This is a genomic window from uncultured Thiothrix sp., from assembly GCF_937873765.1.
In the GTDB taxonomy this organism is placed as follows: domain Bacteria; phylum Pseudomonadota; class Gammaproteobacteria; order Thiotrichales; family Thiotrichaceae; genus Thiolinea.
In genome coordinates, this window is the sequence record NZ_CALMZC010000013.1 from 36,783 (window position 1) to 59,235 (window position 22,453).

The following is a 22,453-nucleotide window of genomic DNA, read 5'->3' on the forward strand; positions in this document are numbered from 1 at the left end:
CTTGATTGATAATGAGGAGAACACACATGAAAAAATTACTGTTAGCAACTGCGATTATGGCAAGCCTGACGGGTGTTGCGGTCGCTGATGATGTAAAAGTTGGCGTTTTAATGGGCTTCACGGGTCCCATCGAATCTTTAACCCCGAATATGGCTGCTTCTGCTGAGTTAGCCTTCAAAGAAGTATCTGACTCTGGCGCTTTATTAGACGGTAAAAAAATCGTTGTTACTCGTTCTGACTCATCTTGCGTCGATGCTGCGGCTGCTACTGCGGCGGCTGAGCGCTTAGTGACCTCTGAGAAAGTCGTTGCGCTGGTAGGTGCTTCTTGCTCAGGTGAAACCACCGCAGTGGTGAATAATGTGGCTGCACCGAATGGCGTATTAGCGATTTCTCCTTCGGCTACTTCTCCCGCTTTAACTACGATTGCTGATAAAGGTTTCTTCTTCCGTACCGCCCCATCGGATGCTCGGCAAGGTGAAGTCTTAGCACAAATCGTTAAGGATCGCGGTATCAATGAAGTCGCTATTACCTATACGAATAACGACTACGGTAAAGGTCTGAGCGAATCCTTCTCTAAATCTTATGAAAAGCTAGGTGGCAAAATTGCCATTAACGCGGCGCATGAAGATGGTAAAGCCGACTATGCAGCCGAAGTGGCTGCTTTAGCCGCTTCAGGTGCAAAAGATTTAGTCGTGTTTGGTTATCTGGATCAAGGTGGTAAAGGCATCGTCCAAAATGCTTTAGATACCGGTGCTTACAAGCGCTTTATCTTAGCGGACGGCATGGTAGGTGAGAAGTTTGCCGCTGATTTAGGTGCAAAGATTGAAGGCTCTTTTGGTACGATGGCAGGCGGTGAATACGAAGGCGCTGATGCTTGGAACAAAATTGCGGAAGGTGCAAAAATCGATCCAAAAGGTGGCCCTTATCGTGGCGAATCTTATGATGCAGCGGCGCTGATTTCTTTAGCCATGCAAGCTGCTAAATCAACGGATCGTGCTGCGATTCAAGCGAAGATTAAAGACGTGGCCAATGCTCCGGGCGAGAAAGTCCTTCCTGGTGAATTAGCGAAAGGCTTAAAACTGATTGCTGAAGGCAAAGATGTCGATTACGTCGGTGCAACCAATGTGGAGTTTGATGATGCGGGTGATGTACCCGGCTCCTATCGTGAAATGGAAATCAAAGGTGGTAAGTTCGAGTCTATTAAGATTCACTAAACTGCTACGAATTTGATGTTAAAAAGGGTGAGCTAGTCTCGCCCTTTTTTATGCTCAGTTTTTTAGTTAGAAAATTCTGGAACGGTTTTGATCTACTAAGTGTGCTAGAAAAACTAGGCAGAGTTACAAGCGTTTGCTGTAAGTAAATAAGATAAACCTAAAAGCATACGCAGCAAGTCTGTTTGGCTTTGGCAGCCCGTTTTTTCTAAAATGGCCTGAAATTGATTGCGAATCGTGGTGTACGAACGCTGTCGACTCGCGGCAATCTGCCTTAATCCAGCACCACAAGCAAAACATTCCAAGACATTAAGTTCTGCCTCAGTCAGTTTCACCCGATCTGATAAAAGCTGTAGGGCTTGCTGCAGACCAAGGTTGCTACTCAGTATAGAGTCATAATGCAGGGGGCTACCACTGATCTGTGCAAAAGCAGTGTCAATATCACACCCAGTCTGAGTTGCTGTCATCTTCATGGATCCCTCGCTGATGGTTATCCACCCTGCTTACTTAAGCAGACTAGTTAATACTCAAAACATAGTACACAAACATCATGTTCGCTGAGTGATTGACTGCTAACTTGAAAGATGTAGAAAAATCTAAAAATAGCGAGGGAAACTGATATGTATAGTGCAACAATCATTCGTGATAACAACTGCTTAGGTCAAATTAAGAGCAGATTTAGCTTTATGCTAATTTGCTTACTCATCAGCTTCGGGATGAATCTAAGCTGGGCAACTGATCCGGTGATGAGTCCTACTGCTGCCCAAATTTTAGGTGCTAATACTGAGCCAGACATTTGTTGGAAAGATAGCTATGGGCGTGGTGTAGGGCAGGTGCCTACCGCCTGCCCGAGTGGTTGGGAGCGGACAGGAGCTAATTTACTCTGTTATCCCAAATGTAAAGCAGGTTTTACAGGGGTAGGGCCGGTTTGCTGGCAAGATTGCCCCACTAATTTCCGCAATGATGGTGCTATGTGTGCTAAACCGGCTGCGTATGGACGAGGAGCGGGCTTTCCTTGGGAGTTTGGTGATCCACTCAATGATGCGGGCATGTTTAAGCGTTGTGAGGCGGCTAATGGGCGTGGAAATTGCGAAAAAAATGGAGCGATTGTTTATCCAAAATGTAAGACTGGTTTTCGTAATGTAGGTTGTTGTGTCTGTAGCCCAACTTGTCCGGCAGGTATGACGGATACAGGTGTTTCTTGTGTTAAGCAATCCTCTGGACGGGGTGTTGGTAAGGGTGCTAATTGTCCGGTAGGGATGGAGCAAGACATGAGTGGCGGTTTGTGCTACCCCCAGTGTCAACAAGGCTCAGCGGGTGTAGGCCCAGTGTGTTGGTCGAGCTGCCCGAAAGATTTTCCAGTCAACTGTGGTGCGGCTTGTGGTGTGGACGAGGCGGCTTGTGCTTTGGCTATTCTAGAGCAGGTTCAGTCAAGTACTGAGGTGGCTTTAAATGTGGCTTTATTGGTAACCACTGCAGGGGCCGGTAATTCGGGTATTAAAGCCGCTAAATTGGGGGGTAAATCGGTACAAAAAAACCTCACGACGCAAGCCAAGAATCAGTTACGTGACCAAGCTAAACAGCAGGTTCTAAAAACTCGCCAATGGTTACAACGACAAAAGAATGTCAGAAAGGCTCAAGACATGGCCTCTTGGTTAGAGCAGCCCGCAAATATCGATATGTATGCTAACAATATGCTGGATGTTTACGAGAAAGGTGAGTTTGACTTTACTCAGTTAGTTCCCTCGGTGGCTGATTTTGATCCCACGGGTGTCTTAGGGGTGGTGAATGCGTTTAACAAGCCGATTTGTGGCCCTTAAACTGGGCTAACCTAAAAGATTACTCAGCCTGTGAGGCGTATAACTTAGTTTATGCAACAGGTGAAAGGTGTGCTGTGGGCGACTGATAAACTACAAGGCGGTACTACCAGACAAATGATAAGTCCCGCCTCGCTCCTCTACTGAGATGGGGGTTCTTGCCAAGTTTTAGCAACGACCTATAGATTATTCTCTCATGGCATGCAATTTGGTTTATTCTATGACGCAACAGATGGATAGGTGACACCTACTACTTACTTTGTAGGTAAGTTAGTGATAGCTGGTAAATTGGATATACTGCTTAGAGATTAGTGGGCTGCTAATCTTATTTGCCAATTAACGCACGGCGAAAGCAACTAGGGGTAGTAAATCCAAATGAGGAACTTTGTTTGAGTGTGCGCGAGAATATGGGGTCGCCACAACTCAGGGGTTAAGTTCAAGCGCTAAGTAGTGTTAAACAGGGGGAGCAGGGGATGAGTGAAACAATTCAAGGGCATACGCTCGCGTCCGATTATATGCGCCAGCTCAAAAAAGCGAATGAGGATTTAGCGCAGACTGCTAAATATCTTGATCCCCAATCACCGAATTATTTACCAGCGTATATTCAAAATCTGCACGCTCTAAAAAACTCCGCACAGCCACCCGCAGACATTGAGCATAAAATCACAACGATGCAGGCTAATTTAGCCGCTTATCAACAACGCGCTGCTAAGGCTCAACAAGTCTTGGCTGAATATCCTGCTAAATTACAAGCTTTAGCGACTGCCAATGAGTTATTCCTTGCCCCTAGTGATAAGCAAAGCGACTATTTATACATGCTGGATGAGGAAAGTAGCCAAGCCAGTTGCATCAATTGGGATGAGTTTGCTGCCGCTCCACAAACACTCTTATTCAGCGGGCAATTGGCTATTTTCAAAGGCAAAGACAACATTCAACTAACTACTCCTGAGCAAACCGATGCAGTGCGGGTGTGGACGAATAATGTAGTGGTGGATGGCTTAGTAATTAGTGATCAACGTAGTTACACCGAGGCTCATCGTGATGCAATTCAACTGATTCCACCCGCTTTGGGGCGGCGTGAAGGTGATCAGTATGTGCGTTTAGCGGATCAAATGGCTGGTACTATTATGGAAAATGTCACCATCCAAAACTGCCAGATCAGTGCTCCGAATGGCCCCTTACAAGGTATTTTTGCCAGCGACGGGATGCAGCGCCAACTCTGTATTCGCGACAATCTAATTGCGACCAAGGGCGCGCATTCGATTTCCTTAGCCGGTGTGTTAGAGGCTTGTGAAATTTCGGGCAATATTTTACAAGAGGTAGCGGGTGGAGAGCTGCCGAAAATCAATCTGTATCCTGCGCGGATTGGCGGCAATATTGCGGATGATGGGGTGGTGTGTATTTTAGGTTTTGCCCATGAACCTAAACAGTGCTCTTTAGACTATGCGCCGATCACGGTGCAGCGTCCGAATCAAGTTAAGCGCCTAGATGGAACACAAACTGAAGCAGGTATCCATGATATGCGCTGCTCAATTCCTGAGAGTTTTAGGCGCTTGGGTATTGGCTTAACGGAATTTCGGTATCATGCTTATCTGGCTAGTTATTCAGGTTTAACGCTTGGGCAATATCGCGAATTTGATCCCTTCGGGGCACAGCAACTTGAAAGCTGGCTAAAAACTCGTGTGCAAGAATTTATGCAAGGCCGCCCCGAAAATCATCCCTTAGGCGCAGTTGGTACTGAACAAAAAACTATTGGCGAGAAGTTTTTGCAGCCTGCTTTGCAAGCCTGGCAAGCGCGTTCTGCTGAGAATATGCGCCTAGTCGATTTGGAGCATTCACCCATTCGCAGCTTTGCGATGAAGCGCTTAGCAATTATGCATGCCCAAGTCCAGCCTTTAGTGCATTTAGGCTTAGCTAATCAGCGCCGCGAATTAGCCTTGAAGTTTTTGTTAGAACCACAGCCGTTGAGTAATCTGGTTAAAACAGCTTATTTCGATGCACGCGTAGTGGTGACTGGAATAAATAAAGTGGGTGCGAATCTTAGCTTTAATTTGTTTTTTGATACTGCTAATTACTATATAGCCACCACGAATGCGCAGGGTGAGTTGAGCTTAGGTCAACTGCCTTTAGGTGCTTGTGTCATCTTACCTGTTGAGCCGAAATTTAGTCTGGCACTAGCGAGTTTGAAGCAGCCTTTAAAACGCCCCAGTTTCGTTCAAGTCGCAAGCGGTTTAGCGCAAGGGCTGCTGAATGATTTACGTAGAAAAACACCTATTTTAGAGGCTTATCTCGCTAGTTTTCCTGCACATGAATCCCTGTTTTCAAATAAGTTAGCCACTTATTTGCATACTATGAACATTACAAGCAATGCCATGCTATCTGAGGCTATACGACGAGACTGTTTAAGTTTGTTAGGTGTGTTAGCGAGTCAGTCTGAGGAAAATCGTAAGGTTTTTGTGGTAGCTGTTACGCAGGTTTAAGTTTGTGTCGAGTTTTAGCAAGGCTATCGGCCTGCCTTGCTATTGATTGAAAGCTAAGCGTTATCTCTTCTGGATTGTTTTGTCTATTTTATTTATTGTGTGCGCACTGTATCTATTGCGATAGAGACTGTTTTGTATTCTGATGATTCTTTATGCATTATCTCAAACTCTTTTGCCATTCCAGGTTGCAATTGTTCACCACTGTTCGTGAAGTCAGTATCAATAATATCTCCTGATACATTTTTGTAGTATGATGTGATCTTGAAATATGAGACTGTACTATCACCAATATTCTTCACACGACCTCTCACGTAGGTGTAGTTTCCCTCTTTTTCCCAACGCCAATCTTGGATATGCATCTTGTCTATATAGCTTGTATCAGTCTTTGCAATAGAAGATGTAGAGCCGATGATAGCTAGTCCAAAGATAACACTTATTAACGACAGCCACCACCTTGGTTCTTTTCTGACAAGAGAAATTATTCCTGTAGTAATTAAAACCAAACATGGAATTGAAATAAGTATTTTCGGTGTAAAAAGAGCTACCACCAAAGCGCATATCGCTACGTACTGGAAGATGGCCACTTTTTTCTTTGGATTAGATTGATTTATCAGGGGTATACTCTTAAAAGTATATCCACAATGTGGGCAAGCTGCGACTGTATCGGAAATGTCCTTTGTACATTCAGGGCACTTGATTAGCATAAAAAAAATCCTTATTGTTTGATGTTCAATGTCTGAATTAGCTAACACAGGGGATAAAGCTGTATCGCATTCGTCGATAAATAACTTATCAATTTTTAATTGGATAGAGCATTATAAGTATTTAAGTTTATCTATATACTTGTGAATTTTACCTTCTATTTATAGAAATATTTTTAGTAAATAATAGATAAAATATTTAATCTTTTTTAGATTGTTTAGCTAGTTTAAGTCTTTATTTTTCAATGATTTCGGGGGAGTTGGTTTTTAATCAATTTATTTTATTAAGGGGTCTCAATGTGGTATTCTTAATTATGATTTGTTTATTTTATTTAAACATAAGTTTATAAGGCAACTCATTCTGTAAAATAAATAATCAATATGATGGTTTTCAGTTATCTGTGTCTTGTCTCTCTCAAAGTGACGAATTTGAAAGTTGTTTCCAATTTCAGTAAGGGTAGTAAATTCAGAGTTCATGTATTTTTTAAATAAAATATTATTTCCACATATATGATCAATCAAGGCTTCTGCTGATTTTTTTTTATTGATCTCATTGTAATATGTTTTAAGTCTCTCGAAACAGTCCCATAGCCTCTCTAATCCTTCTAGTCGTTGCAAAGGTCTTGGTAATATTATTTTTGAGTATGCCATCTCAAATAATTCATTTAGTCTATGGTCTTCTGATTTTTGTCTGATACCATCTACTATTATTTTTAAACTACTTGGTATAGTTCGTTGTATTTTTCCATTTATATCAAGATAAAAAATAATTCTATTTCTATTTAATAAAAGATTTATGTTTTCAATAAATTGTTTTTTGCTTAAACCATTTTCATGAAATGATAAGTGGTAATGCTTAAAAAAACTATGATAATTATTTTGCGTAACATCTGTAATGTTTTTGTATAGAAATTCCAAAAAATCCAGAACATCATAGGTATCTGGGTATTTGTCAGAGTAGTATTGAAACTCTTGTATAGGTATTAGTAGATTAGGTATCTCTGCTTTAATTGAATGCTCTAGTGCTTTTTCATTACAAGCATAAATTCCTAAACCATCATTACACTGATAGGGAAAGTTATAGGAAAGATTATTATTGTGAATCAATTTTTTATAAACTGAGACAATACCATTCCAAACACTTTCTGAGATAACCTCAATAGTATTTTCAGTTTTTCCATTTTCTCTATCACTAAAATATTCAAATGTCATAGTATAATAACTCTTGATTTGGATGCTCTATCTTATTGCGTAGATGCCTCTGCATTTGACATGACAATTGCCAACATTATACTGGACTTAGTGTTAATTTAAGATTAATAGTTATACAAACTGCGCCTAAAGGCCTACCAAAACTCTTTTAAAGTGTTCTAGCTACTAGTACAGGCTTAGTAAAAGCAGTTTACTCTCTACAGATTACTCGATCCGGTCAGCCTCACTAAGCGGATATATCAATTTGTAAACATTACCGCCTAAACCGCAACCCCTCAGGATAAGGAAACACATCCTCATAAATCCCATTGAGGATATTATCTTTCTTCTTCTGCCAATAGGCAGCGCTGAGTAGGTCTTTGTGGTATTTCATAAAGATTTTGCGAATTTTTGGATTAGTTAAGAGGAAAGTACCAAATTCTTCAGGGAAAACATCATTCGGTTCAATCGAATACCAAGGCTCTGAGCTAAATTCATCTTCGGGGAAGCGTGGAGGCGGAATTTTGCGGAAATTACATTCCGTCATATAACTAATTTCATCATAGTCATAGAAAACGACCCGCCCCAGTTGAGTGACACCGAAGTTTTTATATAAAAAGTCACCGGGGAAAATATTTGCTGCGGCTAATTGTTTAATCGCATCGCCATAGTCACGAATGACGCGCTCTAATTGTGCTTCGGTCGCGGTTTCTAAATACATATTAAGCGGAATCATCCGGCGCTCAATGTATAGATGTTTGAAGATGACTTTGCCGTCAACAATCGCCATGCTGCTGGCACAAGTATCGAGTAGTTCTTTGAGTAAATCAGGATGAATCCGATCTTGTGGGATAGATACATCAGAATATTCCAGCATATCTGCCATCCTTCCTACTCGATCATGGCGTTTAACCAGTTGGTATTTTTCAGCAACCACTTTGCGAGTGAATTCTTTTTGGGGGGCGAACTTGTCCTTAATAATTTTAAATACATAGCGATAAGAGGGCAGGGTAAACACCATCATCACCATCCCACGAATCCCCGGCGCAATCACAAATTTATCGCTGGAGTGGCGCATGTGATGCAGAAAATGCCGATAGAAATCAGATTTACCTTGCTTGTGTAAACCAATGGAAGAATAAAGTTCTGAGCGAGTACGTTCGGGGAGAATCTTTTGTAGGAAATCTACAATGGCAGACGGTACTTGGTGCTCAATCATGAAATAGGCTTGTGAATAGCTAAACACAATTGACAACTGCTTTTCGCCAATAAGCAAAGTATCAATATAGAGTTGACCTTGTTCATTATTCAGAACTGCTAAGGCAAAACCTTCATCTTCGCGCCCATTAATATAGTGGCCGACAATATAAGCCGCTTTATTCCGAAAGAAGGGGCTGCAAATTACACTGAGTTGAAAGTTTAAATGGGTTTTACGTGCCAGCTTACCACGAAAGCGTTTCATAATCGCTTTGCGAATACTACGCATATCACGTTCAAGATTTTCAAACGGTGCGGTGAAACCAGCCTGTTGAATGACTTGGCGAATAGCTGCTATTAAGCCAATTTCATTCGGGTAGTAGCATTGATAGCTCACTCGCTCTGAATCAGTCGATTCGATGTAATCGGTAGAAATTGCATTGCGCACAAAGATAAATTCATTCGTGTAATAAACGCGATCGAATTGATGGCAGAACACCGAATTATAGAAGGTTTCGGCTAATTCAGGTTGTTTGTGATAAGACAGTAAGCGCATATAGCAGAGTTTGGTATCTTTCCAAAGCTCAGCATCTAGCTCTTCAATGCGATAGAGTTCGCGTACTTTAGTAATCGTTTCTCTAATTCGTTGATCATAGAGCGTAATCCGTTCGCGAGAGGAGGCGTGCACCGCATGCCAGTCGGCTTTTTCAAAGCGCTCACGTGCACCGGCGGTAATTTGTTGAAAGATACTAAAGTGGCGATTAAAGCCTTCGAGAATAGTATTGGCGATATTGCGGCTGAGACCGGTAGATGCTTCCATAATGCCTGCCCTAAATAGATTGCCGGAAATGGTATAGCAGCACCCTATGCGCCGCAACAATTACTCATTAGGAAGCATTTAAGGATGGATTGATTGGTTTCGGTGCATTTTTGTCGACAAATTGAGAGTTTTAGGCCAAATAAGTCATATAAAATGAATCAATTGTCGACAATTTGTAGTTTCACGTATAATATTGCACTGCAGAAATCACTCATCAATGTCTTCAGTTATTACCACCAAAGGAGGAGCTTTAATGAGCAAAACAATCGAAATCACCGAATTATTAGGGGATGGTATCGGCCCAGAAATCGCAGCATCCATTCATCAAGTCGCTGAAGCTTTACCTGCTAATATTAGTTTTAAGCCAGTGGATTGGTCAGTAGCCACTCGTGAAGCAAAGGGTATGGCAGCCATTGATGAAGCTGAAGAGTCCATGCGTGCGACTAAATTGGCTTTAAAGTATCCGACTGAAACACGTACTCGTAGCCCGAATGCTCTGATTCGTCGCCGCTTAAACTTCAGTGTTATTTATCGCCCAGTTATTTCCATTAAAGGTATCAATTCAAACTTTAAGGAAAACGTTAATCTGCACATTATCCGCGTTGCTACCGGTGGTACTTACGATGATCCGGGTCAACGCATTGGCTTAGATAGTGCGATCTCTGTGCGTATGGTAGAAACACGCCCTTGTATGCAAGCAGCCCATTTTGCGTTTGAACTCGCTCGTAAAAAAGGTCAAACCTATGGTGGGCACAACTACAAAGTGACTTCCTCTTCTAAACACACCATTCAAAAAGTTACTGATGGACTGTTTGAAGAAATCGTCAAGAAAGTGAGTGGTGATTACGCTGATGTGCCCCATAATGTTGAGTTGTTTGACGCACTGCTCGCGAAAATCATTATGAAGCCACAAGATTATGAAGTGATTGTGACTCTGAACGAGTACGGTGATTTCTTATCGGATATGGCGAGTGGTCTAGTGGGTAGTTTAGGTACTGGCGCAAGCGGTAACTATTCGTTCAATGATGACTATAGCGTTGATATTGCGATGTTTGATCCTGCAGGCGGTACTGCACCGGATATCGCTGGTAAAAATGTTGCGAATCCATCAGCAGTTTTATTAGCCTTCGGTATGTTATTAGACCATGTTGATCGCTATGACTTAGGTCATGCTTTACGCTTAGGTTTGTTAAGTGCGATTGAAGCGGGCGAGTGTACACGTGATCTGAAAGGTAAGTTGAATACGGATGAATTCACCCAAGTCGTTATCGACCGGATGAAGTCTTTCCTGTAATGCTTTGCATTGCTTGAGAGATAGAACAAACGCACCTCTTGAGTGCGTTTTTTTATTTATTCTCTAAATGAGTAAAAAAAGGATTGATATACTTAAAGCCTAAAAGATATTGAGTTGGATTGTTTTTAGTATCATTAAGCTCATTCCAAATGATAATAATGTTTTGAGATTCATTTTTTTTAGATGGATAAGTATATCGAGTCATAAAAAAACGACTTATATTTTCTCTTGAGCTAATTGTGGCAGTGATTAGTTTTTGATAGCTAGTATTAGGTTCTGGTTTTGTATAAATCAAAATTTTTTGATCTTGTGTAAGAGTGCTTTTAGTATTAGCTTGATTATGGCTTCCAAAACTAATAAATGAAAAATTAGGATCGTAGCTATTTATTTGAATTTCTCCCTGATCCCATTTCAATGAAAGCAGGGTATTGTTTTCATTCACTTGAGTGACCTCACAAGAGAGCGAAGTTGGATCGGAGTAATGATCATGACTAGCTAATAGCTCTTTTGCTGAGGGATCACTTTTTATCGTGTCAAATCTATATATTTCAAGAGCTAGGTTTTTGGCTAGTTTACCTTTGCATTCTATGGAGTTAGCAGAACTTGAATTTTGAATACTAAGAAGTAATAAAAAGCAAATAATGGGCTTCATTAGTTTATTCCATTAAGTAGTTTATTTATTACACAAGTAACGGGCCTTTCTGGATTTTCTTTTAAATCTCGAGAGTCAACAGTGAACGCAATTGATTTTGCTTCTGGTAATGCGGGAGTGAAGCTGTTATTCAGCTCTGTAATTTGACCAAAGCAAGCAGGTTGCCCAAAATCAGCAATGCTAGAAGATTTAGTTCCAATATCAAAGAAATTACTTAATAAGATGGCTTTTCTATTTTCTGAATTCCATTGATTAAAATCATCTTCCTTTCCAAACTTAAGATTACAATCATAATAACAATGTTTTTCGCCATTGATGTATGATGGTGATTTATTTAAATTTGGTTTACACGTCCCAATAAAGCCGATTGATTCACCCATGATTAATTATCCAATCTGGTTTGATAAGTACCTTTGAATTTTTTTTAAAAAGTAAAAGTCGATAATTACTTATTAATTTGCTTAAAAGGATGAGTGGATGCTGTTTATGGATGAACGTGAATTTAGTCTATAAACGGAATTTTCCAATTCAGACCACTGAGAGGTAAAGTGATTGGGCTGTTCATGGTTATTTCCTTTTATAAGTGATCAACCCCGCTCTCTAAGTTATAAGGCAAGGGCAATAAGCGCACTTTTGCTCTAGCCAAATTCAAAGCTTGTTCCGCCGAAGCGATTTTCAGAACGACTAAAGCCTCAATATGATCTCCACTAGGGCTAAGCACGGAGTTTAAAATTTCACCGGCTTCTTCACCATGAGCATCGTGGATCTTTGCCCCAACTGCTGGTTGATTTACCCCATCAATCGCAACTCGATACATTTGGCGTTTGTTCTTGCCTAAGTACTTTAAGCGTGCTACCACTTCTTGACCGGGGAAACAGCCTTTTTTGAAGTTAATCCCATCAATCAAATGCAGATTAATCATCTGTGGAACCCAAGCTTCCATACTCGCTGCAGTGACTTTAGGAATACCTGCTTCAATATCAAAATAATCCCAAGCCGCAGAGCCAACTGCAGCCGCATGGACATTCAAGCGGTTCCACAGTTGGCGGGCATCATCTAATTCACCATAAATTTCAAACCGTGGCACGCTAGCGGCTTGGCGTACAATCGTCAGGTTACCCACTTGTACCACATCTAAGTTCTGTTCGGGAAACTTACCTAATGCTGCTTTTAAGCGTTGTTCCCCTTGTGGATCGGCATAGCCAAAATGCACCACACTTTCGCGCGCATCTTCTAAAGAGACTTTGGAGCGCATTATAAACATGCGTAAACGTTTGAGTACCGCCTCTAAAACATCGCTAGAGAGTGCTAAATAATAAACCCCTTGGCGCTGCATAATTTGGAAGGTGGTATAGGCACGGCCTTTAGGTGAGCTATAAGAGCTAAGTTGCGCCCGAGTTTCGGTAACTTGATTAATATCATTACTCAGTTGGCCTTGCAGAAAAGCAGTCACATCGGAGCCGCTAGCTCTAAGCAAACCTTGATGGGACAGATCACAAAGCACCGCACCTTGAGGAGGAATTCGGCGTTCACGTTCGGGGTTGCCGAAATGTAGGAGGGTAGAGCCGTCGAATTCGGCACCTTGTTCAATCAGAAAGCTTTTCCATTCTGGCTTCATATGCGCGGCCTCTCGTTATTGTTCATGCTTAAAACGGTAGCGCGGCTAGCAAAAAATGTCGAGAACTCCCCGATCTAACAAGGGATCAGATCAGGGAGTAGAACTCAAAGTAATTACTGAGTTTTAGCAGGTTCAGCAGCAGCGGCTGGAGTTGCCTCTTTAGCTTCTTCTTTAGGTGCTTCAGCAGTTGGTTTAGCTTCCTCTTTCAATAAAACTTTAACATCTGCTTTAGCACGCAAGTCTTTCATATAAGCCATCATTTTTTCTTGCTCAATTTGACGTTTGAGCTGTGGCTTCATGTTTTCTAACTCAGGCAGTTTCACATCCCGCTTTTCTTCCAATTTGATGACATGCCAACCAAATTGAGTTTCAACGGGTTCAGTGCTGGTTTGACCGGGTTCCATCGCAGCAACGGCTTCAGCAAAAGGTTTTACCATGCTATCAGTTTTGAACCAGCCTAAATCGCCACCCATTTGCGCAGACGTATCAGTGGATTTAGCTTTAGCTAAATCAGCGAAATCCTTGCCCGCTTTGAGTTCATCTAAAACAGCTTTAGCTTCGTCTTTAGTTTTCACTAGGATATGACGCGCTTTATATTCGCTTTTAGACATTTGCGAAGTGGCTTTATCATAAGCTGCTTTAAGTTCATCATCACTGATGTTTAAAGCAGCCGCTTTTTCTTGCATCCAAGTGTTCAGTACTAATTTGTCTTTGAAATTATTCAATTTTTCTTGAACATCTTCACGCTCAGCTAAACCCGATTTGTTCGCTTCTTGACGAGCCAACTCGGTAACCACTAAGTCTTCGAGCATGGTTTTTTCGTCAACTTGGTCACCAGCGCCAGAGCGCTTGGCCATATCCATTAAGGTGTTGAGGGTATCACGCTTAATATCCACACCATTCACAATCGCAACAATTTCATCAGCACCGGCTGGTTTAGCTTCAGTGCTAGCAGCCGGCGCTGCCATGGCAGGTGCAGCCGTCGTAGTTGCTGCCGCCGCTGGTTTAGTATCTTCCGCACTGACTGTATTTAGACCCAGCACCAGCCCAATTAAACTGCTTGCGATTAATGTGTTAGTTATGATTCGCATCTTTATCAATTTCCTTAAACAATAGGCTCTTATGGTAAAACTTTTTTAAAAGGTTTAACGCTTACCTGTTGGTAAACGCTTGCAGCTATATAGGGGTCGGCATCGGCCCAAGCTTGTGCTGCAGTTAATGATTCAAATTCAGCAATAATGATGCTGCCCGTAAAACCCGCTTCGCCCGGATCATTACTATCAATCGCAGGATTAGGGCCTGCGAGGATTAAACGTCCTTGAGCTTGTAGGGCTTGTAGACGCTCAAGATGAGCAGGCCGTGCAGCTAAACGTTTCGCTAAGCTGTATGGATGATCTTCGCCAATAATCACATATAACATTTTAGGGTTCCTTGCTGGTTTCAATCACATGCCGTTGCAGATAGAAGGCTTGCGCGATCACAAAGACCAAAGTCAGCCCTAGAATCCCAAATAGTTTAAAGTCCACCCAAATCGCTTCGCTGAAATTATAAGCAACTACTAGATTCAGCACACCAATAAAAACAAAAAATCCAGCCCACATCCAATTAACTTTTGTCCATATTTGTGAGGGGACTTGCATAGCGCTAGACATCATCCGCTCTACGAGTGGCTTACGGTTACCCACGTATTCACTACCAATGAAGACTAGAGCAAAAATCCAATTGAAAACCGTCACTTTCCATTGGATAAAAGCAGAATCTTTCAGGACTAGAGTTAAGCTACCAAAAGCCAGAAGAATCCCTAAAGAAATCAAGTGCATGCGCTCGAAGCGCTTATAAAACACATAGTGCATAATGTTTTGCACGATGGTAGCTAGGATAATCACTAAGGTTGCAAATAAAATCGCGTGTTTAGGTTCAGTTTGGGATAAATCCACAAACGGAATTTGATTCGCAGCCGCAATCAAAGCGGGTGGCATATCGCCAAAAAACTTGTAGGCTAAAAAAAATAGCAAAACAGGGAAAAAATCAAAGAAAAACTTCATAATGCTTGAATCTTTACTGGATGCAGTTTTAAGGTCATAACCATCATTTTATTGAATGCAGAGGAGGCTTAAGCCACGGCTTGCACTGTATTTCTTAGCATTAACCTGTAAAATCCTGCTTTTTTAAACGATAACAACACTGCCCACATGAGCCAATATTTTCAAATTCACCCGGAAAATCCGCAAAAGCGTCTACTTCGGCAGGCTGTTGATATTGTACGCGATGGTGGGGTGGTAGTTTACCCGACTGACTCTAGTTATGCTATCGGTTGTTTGTTAGACGACAAAACAGCGATGGAGCGCATCCAGCGGATTCGTCAGCTGAATGATAAGCATAATTTCACACTGCTCTGTCGCGATTTATCCGAAATCTCGCATTATGCGCAAGTAGATAATATTAATTACCGTCTCTTAAAAACCTTAACACCGGGTGCGTATACCTTTATTTTAAAAGCCACGCGTGAGGTTCCGCGTCGCTTACAAAATCCTAAACGTAAAACGATTGGGATTCGCATTCCAGATCATGTCGTCGCGCAAGCTTTCCTACAAGAACTGAATGCGCCTTTAGTTTCTAGTACCTTGATTCTTCCGGATGAAGACTTACCAATGACAGACCCCTATCAAATTCGGGTCTATCTCGAACATCAAGTGGATTTAGTCATGGATGGTGGGTTTTGCGGGCATGATCCCACCACGGTGATTGATTTAACCGGTGAACGTCCAGCTATTCTTCGCCAAGGCAAAGGGGACATTGATTGGCTAGTGGAGCATTAATATGGAAGGCATGGATTTTGAGCGCATTATCTTTTTGATTGCAGCAGGCGCGATTCCTGTATTATTTGCAATCACTTTACATGAAGTGGCACATGGTTGGATTGCCAATAAATTAGGCGATAGTACGGCAAAAATGCTGGGGCGCTTAACGATGAATCCGCTCAAGCATATTGACCCCATAGGTACGGTCGTATTACCCATTGGCATGTTGGTTTTTTCTCTTGCTACCACAGGTACTCCTTTTGCCTTTGGATGGGCTAAGCCAATCCCTGTGAATACGCGTAATCTCAAACAGCCACGCCGTGATATGGCGATTATTGCGGTAGGTGGACCCTTGGCGAACTTCCTCATGGCCATCTTCTGGGCGATCATGTTTACGATGTTTGCGGCGGTCATCCCTGATGAGGCGATTGCTTCAGGCTTTTTGACAATGGCGCAAATTGGCTTAGTGTTTAATTTGATTTTGATGGTACTGAATTTAGTGCCCATTCCTCCCTTAGATGGTGGGCGAGTCTTAAGCGGTTTTGTACCTAGAAATCTAGCCAATGCTTTAGATCGTGTAGAGCCTTATGGCTTTTTGCTAGTGATTGCCTTGTTATACTTCGGTGTGCTGGATAAAGTGATTGGGCCTATCATTGGTGCACTGTACTCTTTCATTGCAGGTATTTTTCTTTAAAGGATTGCGGACGTGAATACAACGCCATTGCAGAATCAGCGAATCGTTTCGGGGATGCGCCCCACAGGTAAGTTACATCTTGGGCATTATCATGGTGTGCTGAAAAATTGGGTGGATATGCAACTTAATCACGAGTGCTTTTTCTTCGTGGCGGATTGGCATGCTTTAACCACCCATTACGCATCCCCCTATGAAGTTGCGCGCAACGTTGAAGATATGGCAATTGATTGGCTCGCAGCCGGAATTAGTCCAAGTGCCGCGACTATGTTTGTGCAATCCCATGTGCCTGAGCATGCCGAATTGCATTTAATGCTCTCGATGATTACGCCTTTAGGTTGGTTGGAGCGAGTTCCGACCTATAAAGATCAGCAAGAAAAGTTGCGTGATTTAGATTTGGCAACTTATGGCTTTTTGGGTTATCCACTCCTGCAATCGGCGGATATTTTGATCTACAAAGCTGATTTAGTGCCAGTGGGTGAGGATCAAGTGGCGCATATTGAGCTGACGCGTGAGGTTGCGCGACGCTTTAATCATTTATATGGACGTGAGCCGGGCTTTGAAGAAAAAGCCGAGCAAGCGGCCGATAAAATGGGTAAGAAAAACGCTAAACTATATCGTGACTTACGTAAAGCCTATCAAGAGCGCGGGGATGCTGAATCCTTAGAGAAAGCACGTGCCTTGTTAGAAGGGCAACAAAATATTTCTTTAGGTGATCGTGAGCGTTTGTTTGGTTATTTAGAAGGGACTGGCAAGATTATTCTGCCCGAACCACAAGCGGCTTTAACCAAAGAGTCGAAAATGCCCGGTTTAGATGGGCAGAAGATGTCGAAGTCTTATCACAATACAATCTCTTTGCGTGAAGCCCCTGAAGATGTAGAGAAAAAAATCCGTACTATGCCAACGGATCCAGCACGAGTGCGCCGTACTGATCCGGGGAATCCTGAGCACTGTCCTGTCTGGCAATTGCATCAGGTGTATTCCGATGAATCTACTCGTCAGTGGGTGCAAGAAGGTTGTCGCTCTGCTGGGATTGGCTGTATTGATTGCAAACGTCCGGTGATTATGGGTGTACAAGAAGAGCTGAAGCCGATTCAAGAGCGGGCGGCTGAATACGAAAATGATCGTGAGCGCGTGCGTAAAGTGCTGCGCGAAGGATCAGAGGCGGCACGTGAAGTCGCACGTGAAACTATGCGCGATGTGTTTGCAGCGATTCACTTCACTCACCACAATTAAGGCTGGCTTAACGGCTTGATTCCTTTGCTCCATCAGTTGCCCCTTGCCTTAGTGCGAGGGGAACCCGTGCATCATTTTCCTGATGATCTCTATATCCCCCCCGATGCTTTGGAAATCATTCTGGATGCATTTGAAGGGCCATTGGATCTATTGCTGTATTTAATTAAACGGCAAAATCTAGATATTCGTGATATTCCCATTGCCGAAATCACGCGCCAATACATGGATTATGTGGAGCTGATGAAAGAGTTTCGTCTAGATTTAGCGGCAGAATATTTAGTGATGGCAGCCTTGCTAGCGGAAATCAAATCACGCTTGTTATTACCATGCTTCAATCAAAGACTGGAAGAAGATGATCCGCGAGCTGAATTAGTTAAACGTTTGCAAGACTATGAGCAATGTAAACAAGCAGCAGAAGCCTTAGATCAACTCCCACGTTTAGAGCGCGAGCATTGGCAAGTACAAACGGCGGTAGAGCTAGCTAAGCAGGATAAGCCCTTGCCTGAAGTGGAGTTAAAGGAGTTACTCCTCGCTTTCCAAACAGTCCTTAAACGTGCTGCTCAATTCAAAAGTCATCAAGTTCAGCGTGAGCCTTTATCTATTCGGGAGCGTATGACTAAGGTCTTGCTGGCATTACAGTCTAAACCTATAGTCGCATTGAGTGAGCTATTTACGCTTGAGGAGGGGAGGCGTGGAGTGGTAGTGAGTCTAATGGCGATTTTGGAGTTATTGAAAGCGCAGCTCATTGAAGTGACTCAAACGGATGAGGTTTATGCACCTTTATGGATTCGTTTGGCAGCAGCGGAGTCTGCATGAGTACTGAGCTAGCTTTGATTCTAGAAGCCATTTTGCTTACTGCTAATAAACCACTCAGCTTAGAGCAGCTCGCCACCTTTTTTGCTGAAGAGCAAGTGATTGATAAGGCAAGCCTCAAGCAGGGGTTAAAGCAATTAGCTGAGCAAACTCAAGGACGTAGTTTTGAGCTAATTGAAACCGCCAGTGGTTACCGTTTACAAACTAAGCTAGTTTATAGCCCATGGGTTAGCAGGCATCAGGAAGAGAAAGTATCCAAATACTCGCGGGTATTCCTAGAAACCTTGGCTTTAATTGCTTGGCGTCAACCGATTACACGCGCAGAAATCGAAGAGATTCGTGGGGTAGCCGTCAATGCTAATGTGCTGAGAGCTTTGCTTGAGCGCGAATGGGTTCGGGTATTGGGGCATAAAGAGGTCCCCGGTCGACCTGAACTACTGGGAACCACTAAGCAGTTTTTGGATTATTTCAATTTAAAATCACTAGAAGACCTACCTCAGTTAGGGGAGTTAAAGGAGTTAGGGATGTAAGTATTTGACTTGTGGACTAATAGAAGCTCAAGAAAATTACGCAAGTTCTTAGCCATTTTCTTCTCAAACAATATATGCATTCCATAAGCCACTAGCAGCATCAAGGCTATAGTACCCCAAAATAACAGATGAGAATTAATGCTTGCATAGAGCTTATTAAAAATCATGTAACCGATATTTTGATGAATGAGATAGAGGGGATAAGTGAGTGCACCTAGTCTTAACCAGTGCTTATTTGTAAAAAATCCTGTCCAGCGTTGAGCGATTAAAAATACAACTATAAAAAAGCCAGTAATGATACCAATAATAGTAAGACGATTGAATGAGGTTTTATAGTGTTCTTCCATGCTAGGTAGCAGGTGCAAGGTTTCATATTCGGACAAAGCCCAAGCGCTGAGTAAGAGCAGTCCTGTGTGTAAGGAAAGTGATTCAGACCAAATCAGAAAGCAGGTCGCCCCAGCGATAAAAAATGCTGCATAATCAGTGATGAATACATAGCGCAAGCTGCTAATAGGTCTGATTTCTAGGAAGAAACTCACCGTTAACCAAGCAACTAATAGCATTTGTACGTATTTCAGTTTCCCGATTAGCAAGAGCAAAAAGACTAATAAGTAAAAGCGTAATTCAATAAACAGCGACCAATAAGAGCCGTCCATAGCAGTAAAGCCTAAAAACTCGCCGAGTAGGGTCAGATTTCCCAAGTATTCACTAAAGCTAGTCATAAAACGTGGCGCACCTAGCCAAAGAGTTGTTAAGAAGGTAAAAGTACAAGCGACCCAAAAAGCAGGGTAAAGGCGGGTAGCACGGGAAATAATAAAGTGCTGCACATTCGAGTGAGTCGCAGTCATTAAAATTACGAAGCCGCTAATCATAAAAAATAGCTCCACCCCTAAGTAGCCATACTTAGCCCAAGATGCAAGGAGCGGATAGGGAAGAAGACTTAAATCATCAGCCGCATAACCACGAAAGGCATAATGGAAAAAGACTACTGCTAGTGCAGCTATGAAGCGCAATAGATCAATTTCATTTACACGCTGTTGCACGCTAAGTCCTCAGCCGAGCCTATGGAATTAACTTAGTTAAGTTTTCAGCCTCAATTGGGTTTTTAGCTATTAAAGGCTCAGATTAGCTTGTGAGCGGTGTGAAATTAGAGTCTTGGAGGAGGAGGTCAACCTTTATTTGACCTCAAATAGAAAAGTTAAAGAGTGTAAGAGGCTGAATTCTTATTGGCTAGCTACTCCAAGCCGTGTTGGTACTTTGTAAGTACGCACGCGGGTTTGCCAATCCGCAAGCATCCGTGCCTCATGTCTGTCAGCAGGTGCTGCCGCAACGCGATGGGTAATGGAGTCACCGGCAGAGCGCATGAATTCAGCTAAAGCATTTGCTCCCGGTTGCACATTTTCCATATTTAAGAGCACTTGCAATAAACCCCAACCGTGACCGTTATAGCGTTCAGTGCTGCCGGTGCCAGCACCTTGAAAGATCATATAGTCCAAGACTGGATATAGGCCACCGGGAGTTTTTTCCATAACTTGGAAATTATTTAAGGCTGCTTGACGATAGGGTGGTGGCAAAGTTTGTGCCATCGCAGGCATATTTCTGCGTAGTTGTTCAGTCATAAAAGCAGCTTGTAAGCCTACGGTTTTCTCTAAGAATTTAGCTAACTCGCGCATTTGTGGATCACCTTTAGCACGCTCAAATGCTGCTTTATTTGCCCAAGGCCCACCTTCACTCGGGCGATTCGCTAACCAAGTTGGTACAGGTACATTTTTACTTTGTACATACTTTAAATAACTGGGGAAGGTTTCAGCGTAGTTGCCACGTTGATTGACTGGGTACCAAACGAGATGACCAATGCCTAAATCGGCGAAGTTACCTTTGGAGTTCCAGCGTAATAATTTGGCAGCATCGCCATTAGTTTCATTGCGGAAAATGCGCTCACCAATCGCGCTCATCTCCTGAGCAGGAGCATTTAGATTAGTGGTAATTGGAGGTAAGTTGTTGGTGTTATCTGGAATGGGAGGCGTTATTGTTGGTAAGGTATTACTGATGGTAGCCGTTGGGTTAAGTTGTGGCGGTACAATGGTGGTTCTAACATCAGGGTCAGGTAAAACTGGCATACCAACTTCAGTCTGTAAAAATCGATGAGTCGGTGGTGATTGAGGTACTAAACCGGGTAATAAGGCCGTATTGAGGGGAATAGGCACAACCGTACAACCAGTCAGCACGAACAGCGCAGCTAGCACACTTAGATTTTTCATTTTTTAGCCCATACTTTATTGTGATTAATATTTTCTATGATAATACAGTTCTCTTTTTAGGTCTTATAGCAAATAATTTTTATACAAAATAAATTTATATAATCAATAGAAGAAGCTAGTTTTTTTGCTCCAAAAATAAGCAGATTTAAGCGTTTGGTCTGTTAGGCAGGGATAATGCTAAACTTTAAGGCCAAGCGTTCAAGATAAAGCAGGCAAAGCATATTGGTAAATTCTCACAAAGTTCCCGGGGTTCTGGCGGCTTTAACTGCGGCAATCTTATTTGGTGCGAGTACACCTTTAGCTAAACTTTTACTAGGCGTGCTCAATCCTTGGTTATTGGCGGGTCTGTTGTATTTAGGTTCAGGCTTGGGTTTATTGATTTATTGTGGGCTTAAGGCATTTAGGCAGCGCACGCACGGGGGCTTATTTTGCAGTCGCCCCCGTTTTTTGGCGCTGTCTTAGCTATTGTGTTGCTTAACGAACCGCTTACCCATACGCACGCACACTATCCGGATGCTCATCATCAACATTGAGGGTTTTCGCCGAAGTCGGATAGTTTTTGTTAGTATTCTACACTGAGGTGTTGACGCTTGCAGTTTAAGCAAGCCCTAGCAAGGAGTGATCGAATGAAACAAGTCAGTGTGTTGTTTGTTTGCATGGGGAATATCTGCCGCTCGCCTACTGCGCAGGGTGTATTTGAAAGCCTAGTGCAGCGCTCAGGTTTGGCTGAAGTGATTCGCATAGATTCAGCAGGTACGCATGCTTATCACATTGGTCATCAGCCCGATAGCCGCTCCCAGCAAGCTGCCTTAGGACGGGGTGTTGATCTGTCTAAACAACGGGCGCGCCAAGTACAAACGACTGATTTCAGCGATTTCGATTATTTTTTAGCAATGGATTTGCATAATCTGCAAGCTTTACAGCGCTTTGCACAAGCCCAACAGGCAAAGAACTTGCAGCTTTTCATGGAGTTTGCCAGTCGTTGGCGGGAACGCGAAGTACCTGATCCTTATTATGGCGGATCGCAAGGATTCGAGCGTGTATTGGATATGATTGAAGACGCCTCAGAGGGTTTGCTAGAGCACTTAATCCGTACCCATCAATTAGAGCGGCCAGTTAACTAACCGCTCTATAGACTTT

At 42.6% G+C, this 22,453-nt stretch carries 23 protein-coding genes; 11 read left to right on the forward strand and 12 right to left on the reverse strand.

The annotated features are described in order from the left end of the window. Positions 1 to 26: 26 nt before the first annotated feature. Positions 27 to 1,214, forward strand: a complete 1,188-nt coding sequence (locus tag Q0307_RS02675) for an ABC transporter substrate-binding protein (RefSeq protein ID WP_298656082.1) — start codon at positions 27 to 29, stop codon at positions 1,212 to 1,214. Positions 1,215 to 1,327: 113 nt separating this feature from the next. Here Q0307_RS02675 and Q0307_RS02680 read toward each other — a convergent pair whose 3' ends face one another. Continuing rightward, entirely contained in the window at positions 1,328 to 1,678 is a 351-nt protein-coding gene (locus Q0307_RS02680; RefSeq protein WP_298656085.1) for a LuxR C-terminal-related transcriptional regulator, read from the reverse strand. A gap of 219 nt (positions 1,679 to 1,897) precedes the next feature. Here Q0307_RS02680 and Q0307_RS02685 point away from each other — a divergent pair, with 219 nt between their 5' ends. Both Q0307_RS02685 and Q0307_RS02690 read left to right on the forward strand, forming a co-directional pair. Further along, the gene (locus Q0307_RS02685; RefSeq protein WP_298656088.1) at positions 1,898 to 3,031 is read left to right on the forward strand and encodes a hypothetical protein; all 1,134 of its coding nucleotides are present in this window, start codon (positions 1,898 to 1,900) and stop codon (positions 3,029 to 3,031) included. Positions 3,032 to 3,501: 470 nt separating this feature from the next. Continuing rightward, complete coding sequence (locus Q0307_RS02690) at positions 3,502 to 5,508, forward strand: hypothetical protein (protein ID WP_298656091.1); 2,007 nt, start codon at positions 3,502 to 3,504, stop codon at positions 5,506 to 5,508. A 92-nt stretch (positions 5,509 to 5,600) separates the two neighbouring features. Here Q0307_RS02690 and Q0307_RS02695 read toward each other — a convergent pair whose 3' ends face one another. The 3 genes from Q0307_RS02695 to aceK form a co-directional block, all read right to left on the reverse strand. Further along, on the reverse strand, positions 5,601 to 6,212 hold the full coding sequence (locus Q0307_RS02695; RefSeq protein ID WP_298656094.1) for an FxLYD domain-containing protein: 612 nt from the start codon (positions 6,210 to 6,212) through the stop codon (positions 5,601 to 5,603). Positions 6,213 to 6,521: 309 nt separating this feature from the next. Further along, entirely contained in the window at positions 6,522 to 7,421 is a 900-nt protein-coding gene (locus Q0307_RS02700) for an AbiJ-NTD4 domain-containing protein (RefSeq protein ID WP_298656096.1), read from the reverse strand. A gap of 253 nt (positions 7,422 to 7,674) precedes the next feature. Further along, positions 7,675 to 9,417 (reverse strand): bifunctional isocitrate dehydrogenase kinase/phosphatase, encoded by a 1,743-nt coding sequence (gene aceK, locus Q0307_RS02705; RefSeq protein WP_298656098.1) that lies wholly within the window; start codon positions 9,415 to 9,417, stop codon positions 7,675 to 7,677. Between the two features lie 253 nt (positions 9,418 to 9,670). On the opposite strand from aceK, the gene Q0307_RS02710 reads away from it, so the two are divergent. After that, the gene (locus Q0307_RS02710) at positions 9,671 to 10,711 is read left to right on the forward strand and encodes an isocitrate/isopropylmalate family dehydrogenase (protein WP_298656100.1); all 1,041 of its coding nucleotides are present in this window, start codon (positions 9,671 to 9,673) and stop codon (positions 10,709 to 10,711) included. A 52-nt stretch (positions 10,712 to 10,763) separates the two neighbouring features. On the opposite strand, the gene Q0307_RS02715 is transcribed toward Q0307_RS02710, so the two are convergent. The 6 genes from Q0307_RS02715 to Q0307_RS02740 form a co-directional block, all read right to left on the reverse strand. Beyond that, a complete protein-coding gene (locus tag Q0307_RS02715; protein ID WP_298656103.1) occupies positions 10,764 to 11,363 on the reverse strand; it encodes a hypothetical protein in 600 nt (199 codons plus the stop codon). Continuing rightward, the gene (locus Q0307_RS02720) at positions 11,363 to 11,743 is read right to left on the reverse strand and encodes a hypothetical protein (protein WP_298656107.1); all 381 of its coding nucleotides are present in this window, start codon (positions 11,741 to 11,743) and stop codon (positions 11,363 to 11,365) included. The genes Q0307_RS02715 and Q0307_RS02720 overlap by 1 nt, the downstream gene beginning before the upstream one ends. 197 nt (positions 11,744 to 11,940) lie before the next feature. Further along, complete coding sequence (locus Q0307_RS02725) at positions 11,941 to 12,981, reverse strand: folate-binding protein (RefSeq protein WP_298656111.1); 1,041 nt, start codon at positions 12,979 to 12,981, stop codon at positions 11,941 to 11,943. Positions 12,982 to 13,094: 113 nt separating this feature from the next. Further along, complete coding sequence (locus tag Q0307_RS02730; RefSeq protein WP_298656114.1) at positions 13,095 to 14,072, reverse strand: peptidylprolyl isomerase; 978 nt, start codon at positions 14,070 to 14,072, stop codon at positions 13,095 to 13,097. 29 nt (positions 14,073 to 14,101) lie between these two features. Next, entirely contained in the window at positions 14,102 to 14,401 is a 300-nt protein-coding gene (locus Q0307_RS02735; protein ID WP_298656119.1) for a YciI family protein, read from the reverse strand. 1 nt (position 14,402) lies between these two features. Next, the gene (locus tag Q0307_RS02740) at positions 14,403 to 15,026 is read right to left on the reverse strand and encodes a septation protein A (RefSeq protein WP_298656124.1); all 624 of its coding nucleotides are present in this window, start codon (positions 15,024 to 15,026) and stop codon (positions 14,403 to 14,405) included. A gap of 147 nt (positions 15,027 to 15,173) precedes the next feature. Here Q0307_RS02740 and Q0307_RS02745 point away from each other — a divergent pair, with 147 nt between their 5' ends. The 5 genes from Q0307_RS02745 (at position 15,174) to scpB (ending at position 19,052) form a co-directional block, all read left to right on the forward strand. Next, on the forward strand, positions 15,174 to 15,800 hold the full coding sequence (locus tag Q0307_RS02745; RefSeq protein ID WP_298656129.1) for an L-threonylcarbamoyladenylate synthase: 627 nt from the start codon (positions 15,174 to 15,176) through the stop codon (positions 15,798 to 15,800). A 1-nt stretch (position 15,801) separates the two neighbouring features. Next, entirely contained in the window at positions 15,802 to 16,476 is a 675-nt protein-coding gene (locus Q0307_RS02750; protein WP_298656132.1) for a site-2 protease family protein, read from the forward strand. 12 nt (positions 16,477 to 16,488) lie between these two features. Next, complete coding sequence (locus Q0307_RS02755) at positions 16,489 to 17,709, forward strand: tryptophan--tRNA ligase (RefSeq protein ID WP_298656135.1); 1,221 nt, start codon at positions 16,489 to 16,491, stop codon at positions 17,707 to 17,709. A gap of 66 nt (positions 17,710 to 17,775) precedes the next feature. Continuing rightward, positions 17,776 to 18,525 (forward strand): ScpA family protein, encoded by a 750-nt coding sequence (locus Q0307_RS02760; protein WP_298656138.1) that lies wholly within the window; start codon positions 17,776 to 17,778, stop codon positions 18,523 to 18,525. Next, positions 18,522 to 19,052, forward strand: a complete 531-nt coding sequence (scpB, locus tag Q0307_RS02765) for an SMC-Scp complex subunit ScpB (protein ID WP_298656140.1) — start codon at positions 18,522 to 18,524, stop codon at positions 19,050 to 19,052. The genes Q0307_RS02760 and scpB overlap by 4 nt, the downstream gene beginning before the upstream one ends. Here scpB and Q0307_RS02770 read toward each other — a convergent pair. Both Q0307_RS02770 and Q0307_RS02775 read right to left on the reverse strand, forming a co-directional pair. After that, entirely contained in the window at positions 19,019 to 20,095 is a 1,077-nt protein-coding gene (locus tag Q0307_RS02770) for an acyltransferase (RefSeq protein ID WP_298656143.1), read from the reverse strand. The genes scpB and Q0307_RS02770 overlap by 34 nt on opposite strands. Before the next feature lie 180 nt (positions 20,096 to 20,275). Then, positions 20,276 to 21,313 (reverse strand): hypothetical protein, encoded by a 1,038-nt coding sequence (locus Q0307_RS02775; RefSeq protein WP_298656146.1) that lies wholly within the window; start codon positions 21,311 to 21,313, stop codon positions 20,276 to 20,278. A gap of 222 nt (positions 21,314 to 21,535) precedes the next feature. Between Q0307_RS02775 and Q0307_RS02780 the strand changes: the two genes are divergently transcribed. After that, on the forward strand, positions 21,536 to 21,775 hold the full coding sequence (locus Q0307_RS02780) for an EamA family transporter (RefSeq protein WP_298656149.1): 240 nt from the start codon (positions 21,536 to 21,538) through the stop codon (positions 21,773 to 21,775). A 164-nt stretch (positions 21,776 to 21,939) separates the two neighbouring features. After that, positions 21,940 to 22,437 carry a low molecular weight protein-tyrosine-phosphatase gene (locus tag Q0307_RS02785; RefSeq protein ID WP_298656152.1) on the forward strand — a complete coding sequence of 166 codons (498 nt, stop codon included), beginning with the start codon at positions 21,940 to 21,942 and terminating at the stop codon, positions 22,435 to 22,437. Positions 22,438 to 22,453: the final 16 nt, after the last annotated feature.

What these genes read in the sequence shown, in the direction of transcription:
- Q0307_RS02675 (WP_298656082.1), top strand. Translation starts at nt 27, where the DNA reads ATGAAAAAATTACTGTTAGCAACTGCGATTATGGCAAGCCTGACGGGT.
- Q0307_RS02680 (WP_298656085.1), bottom strand. Translation starts at nt 1,678, where the DNA reads ATGACAGCAACTCAGACTGGGTGTGATATTGACACTGCTTTTGCACAG.
- Q0307_RS02685 (WP_298656088.1), top strand. Translation starts at nt 1,898, where the DNA reads ATGCTAATTTGCTTACTCATCAGCTTCGGGATGAATCTAAGCTGGGCA.
- Q0307_RS02690 (WP_298656091.1), top strand. Translation starts at nt 3,502, where the DNA reads ATGAGTGAAACAATTCAAGGGCATACGCTCGCGTCCGATTATATGCGC.
- Q0307_RS02695 (WP_298656094.1), bottom strand. Translation starts at nt 6,212, where the DNA reads ATGCTAATCAAGTGCCCTGAATGTACAAAGGACATTTCCGATACAGTC.
- Q0307_RS02700 (WP_298656096.1), bottom strand. Translation starts at nt 7,421, where the DNA reads ATGACATTTGAATATTTTAGTGATAGAGAAAATGGAAAAACTGAAAAT.
- aceK (WP_298656098.1), bottom strand. Translation starts at nt 9,417, where the DNA reads ATGGAAGCATCTACCGGTCTCAGCCGCAATATCGCCAATACTATTCTC.
- Q0307_RS02710 (WP_298656100.1), top strand. Translation starts at nt 9,671, where the DNA reads ATGAGCAAAACAATCGAAATCACCGAATTATTAGGGGATGGTATCGGC.
- Q0307_RS02715 (WP_298656103.1), bottom strand. Translation starts at nt 11,363, where the DNA reads ATGAAGCCCATTATTTGCTTTTTATTACTTCTTAGTATTCAAAATTCA.
- Q0307_RS02720 (WP_298656107.1), bottom strand. Translation starts at nt 11,743, where the DNA reads ATGGGTGAATCAATCGGCTTTATTGGGACGTGTAAACCAAATTTAAAT.
- Q0307_RS02725 (WP_298656111.1), bottom strand. Translation starts at nt 12,981, where the DNA reads ATGAAGCCAGAATGGAAAAGCTTTCTGATTGAACAAGGTGCCGAATTC.
- Q0307_RS02730 (WP_298656114.1), bottom strand. Translation starts at nt 14,072, where the DNA reads ATGCGAATCATAACTAACACATTAATCGCAAGCAGTTTAATTGGGCTG.
- Q0307_RS02735 (WP_298656119.1), bottom strand. Translation starts at nt 14,401, where the DNA reads ATGTTATATGTGATTATTGGCGAAGATCATCCATACAGCTTAGCGAAA.
- Q0307_RS02740 (WP_298656124.1), bottom strand. Translation starts at nt 15,026, where the DNA reads ATGAAGTTTTTCTTTGATTTTTTCCCTGTTTTGCTATTTTTTTTAGCC.
- Q0307_RS02745 (WP_298656129.1), top strand. Translation starts at nt 15,174, where the DNA reads ATGAGCCAATATTTTCAAATTCACCCGGAAAATCCGCAAAAGCGTCTA.
- Q0307_RS02750 (WP_298656132.1), top strand. Translation starts at nt 15,802, where the DNA reads ATGGAAGGCATGGATTTTGAGCGCATTATCTTTTTGATTGCAGCAGGC.
- scpB (WP_298656140.1), top strand. Translation starts at nt 18,522, where the DNA reads ATGAGTACTGAGCTAGCTTTGATTCTAGAAGCCATTTTGCTTACTGCT.
- Q0307_RS02775 (WP_298656146.1), bottom strand. Translation starts at nt 21,313, where the DNA reads ATGAAAAATCTAAGTGTGCTAGCTGCGCTGTTCGTGCTGACTGGTTGT.
- Q0307_RS02785 (WP_298656152.1), top strand. Translation starts at nt 21,940, where the DNA reads ATGAAACAAGTCAGTGTGTTGTTTGTTTGCATGGGGAATATCTGCCGC.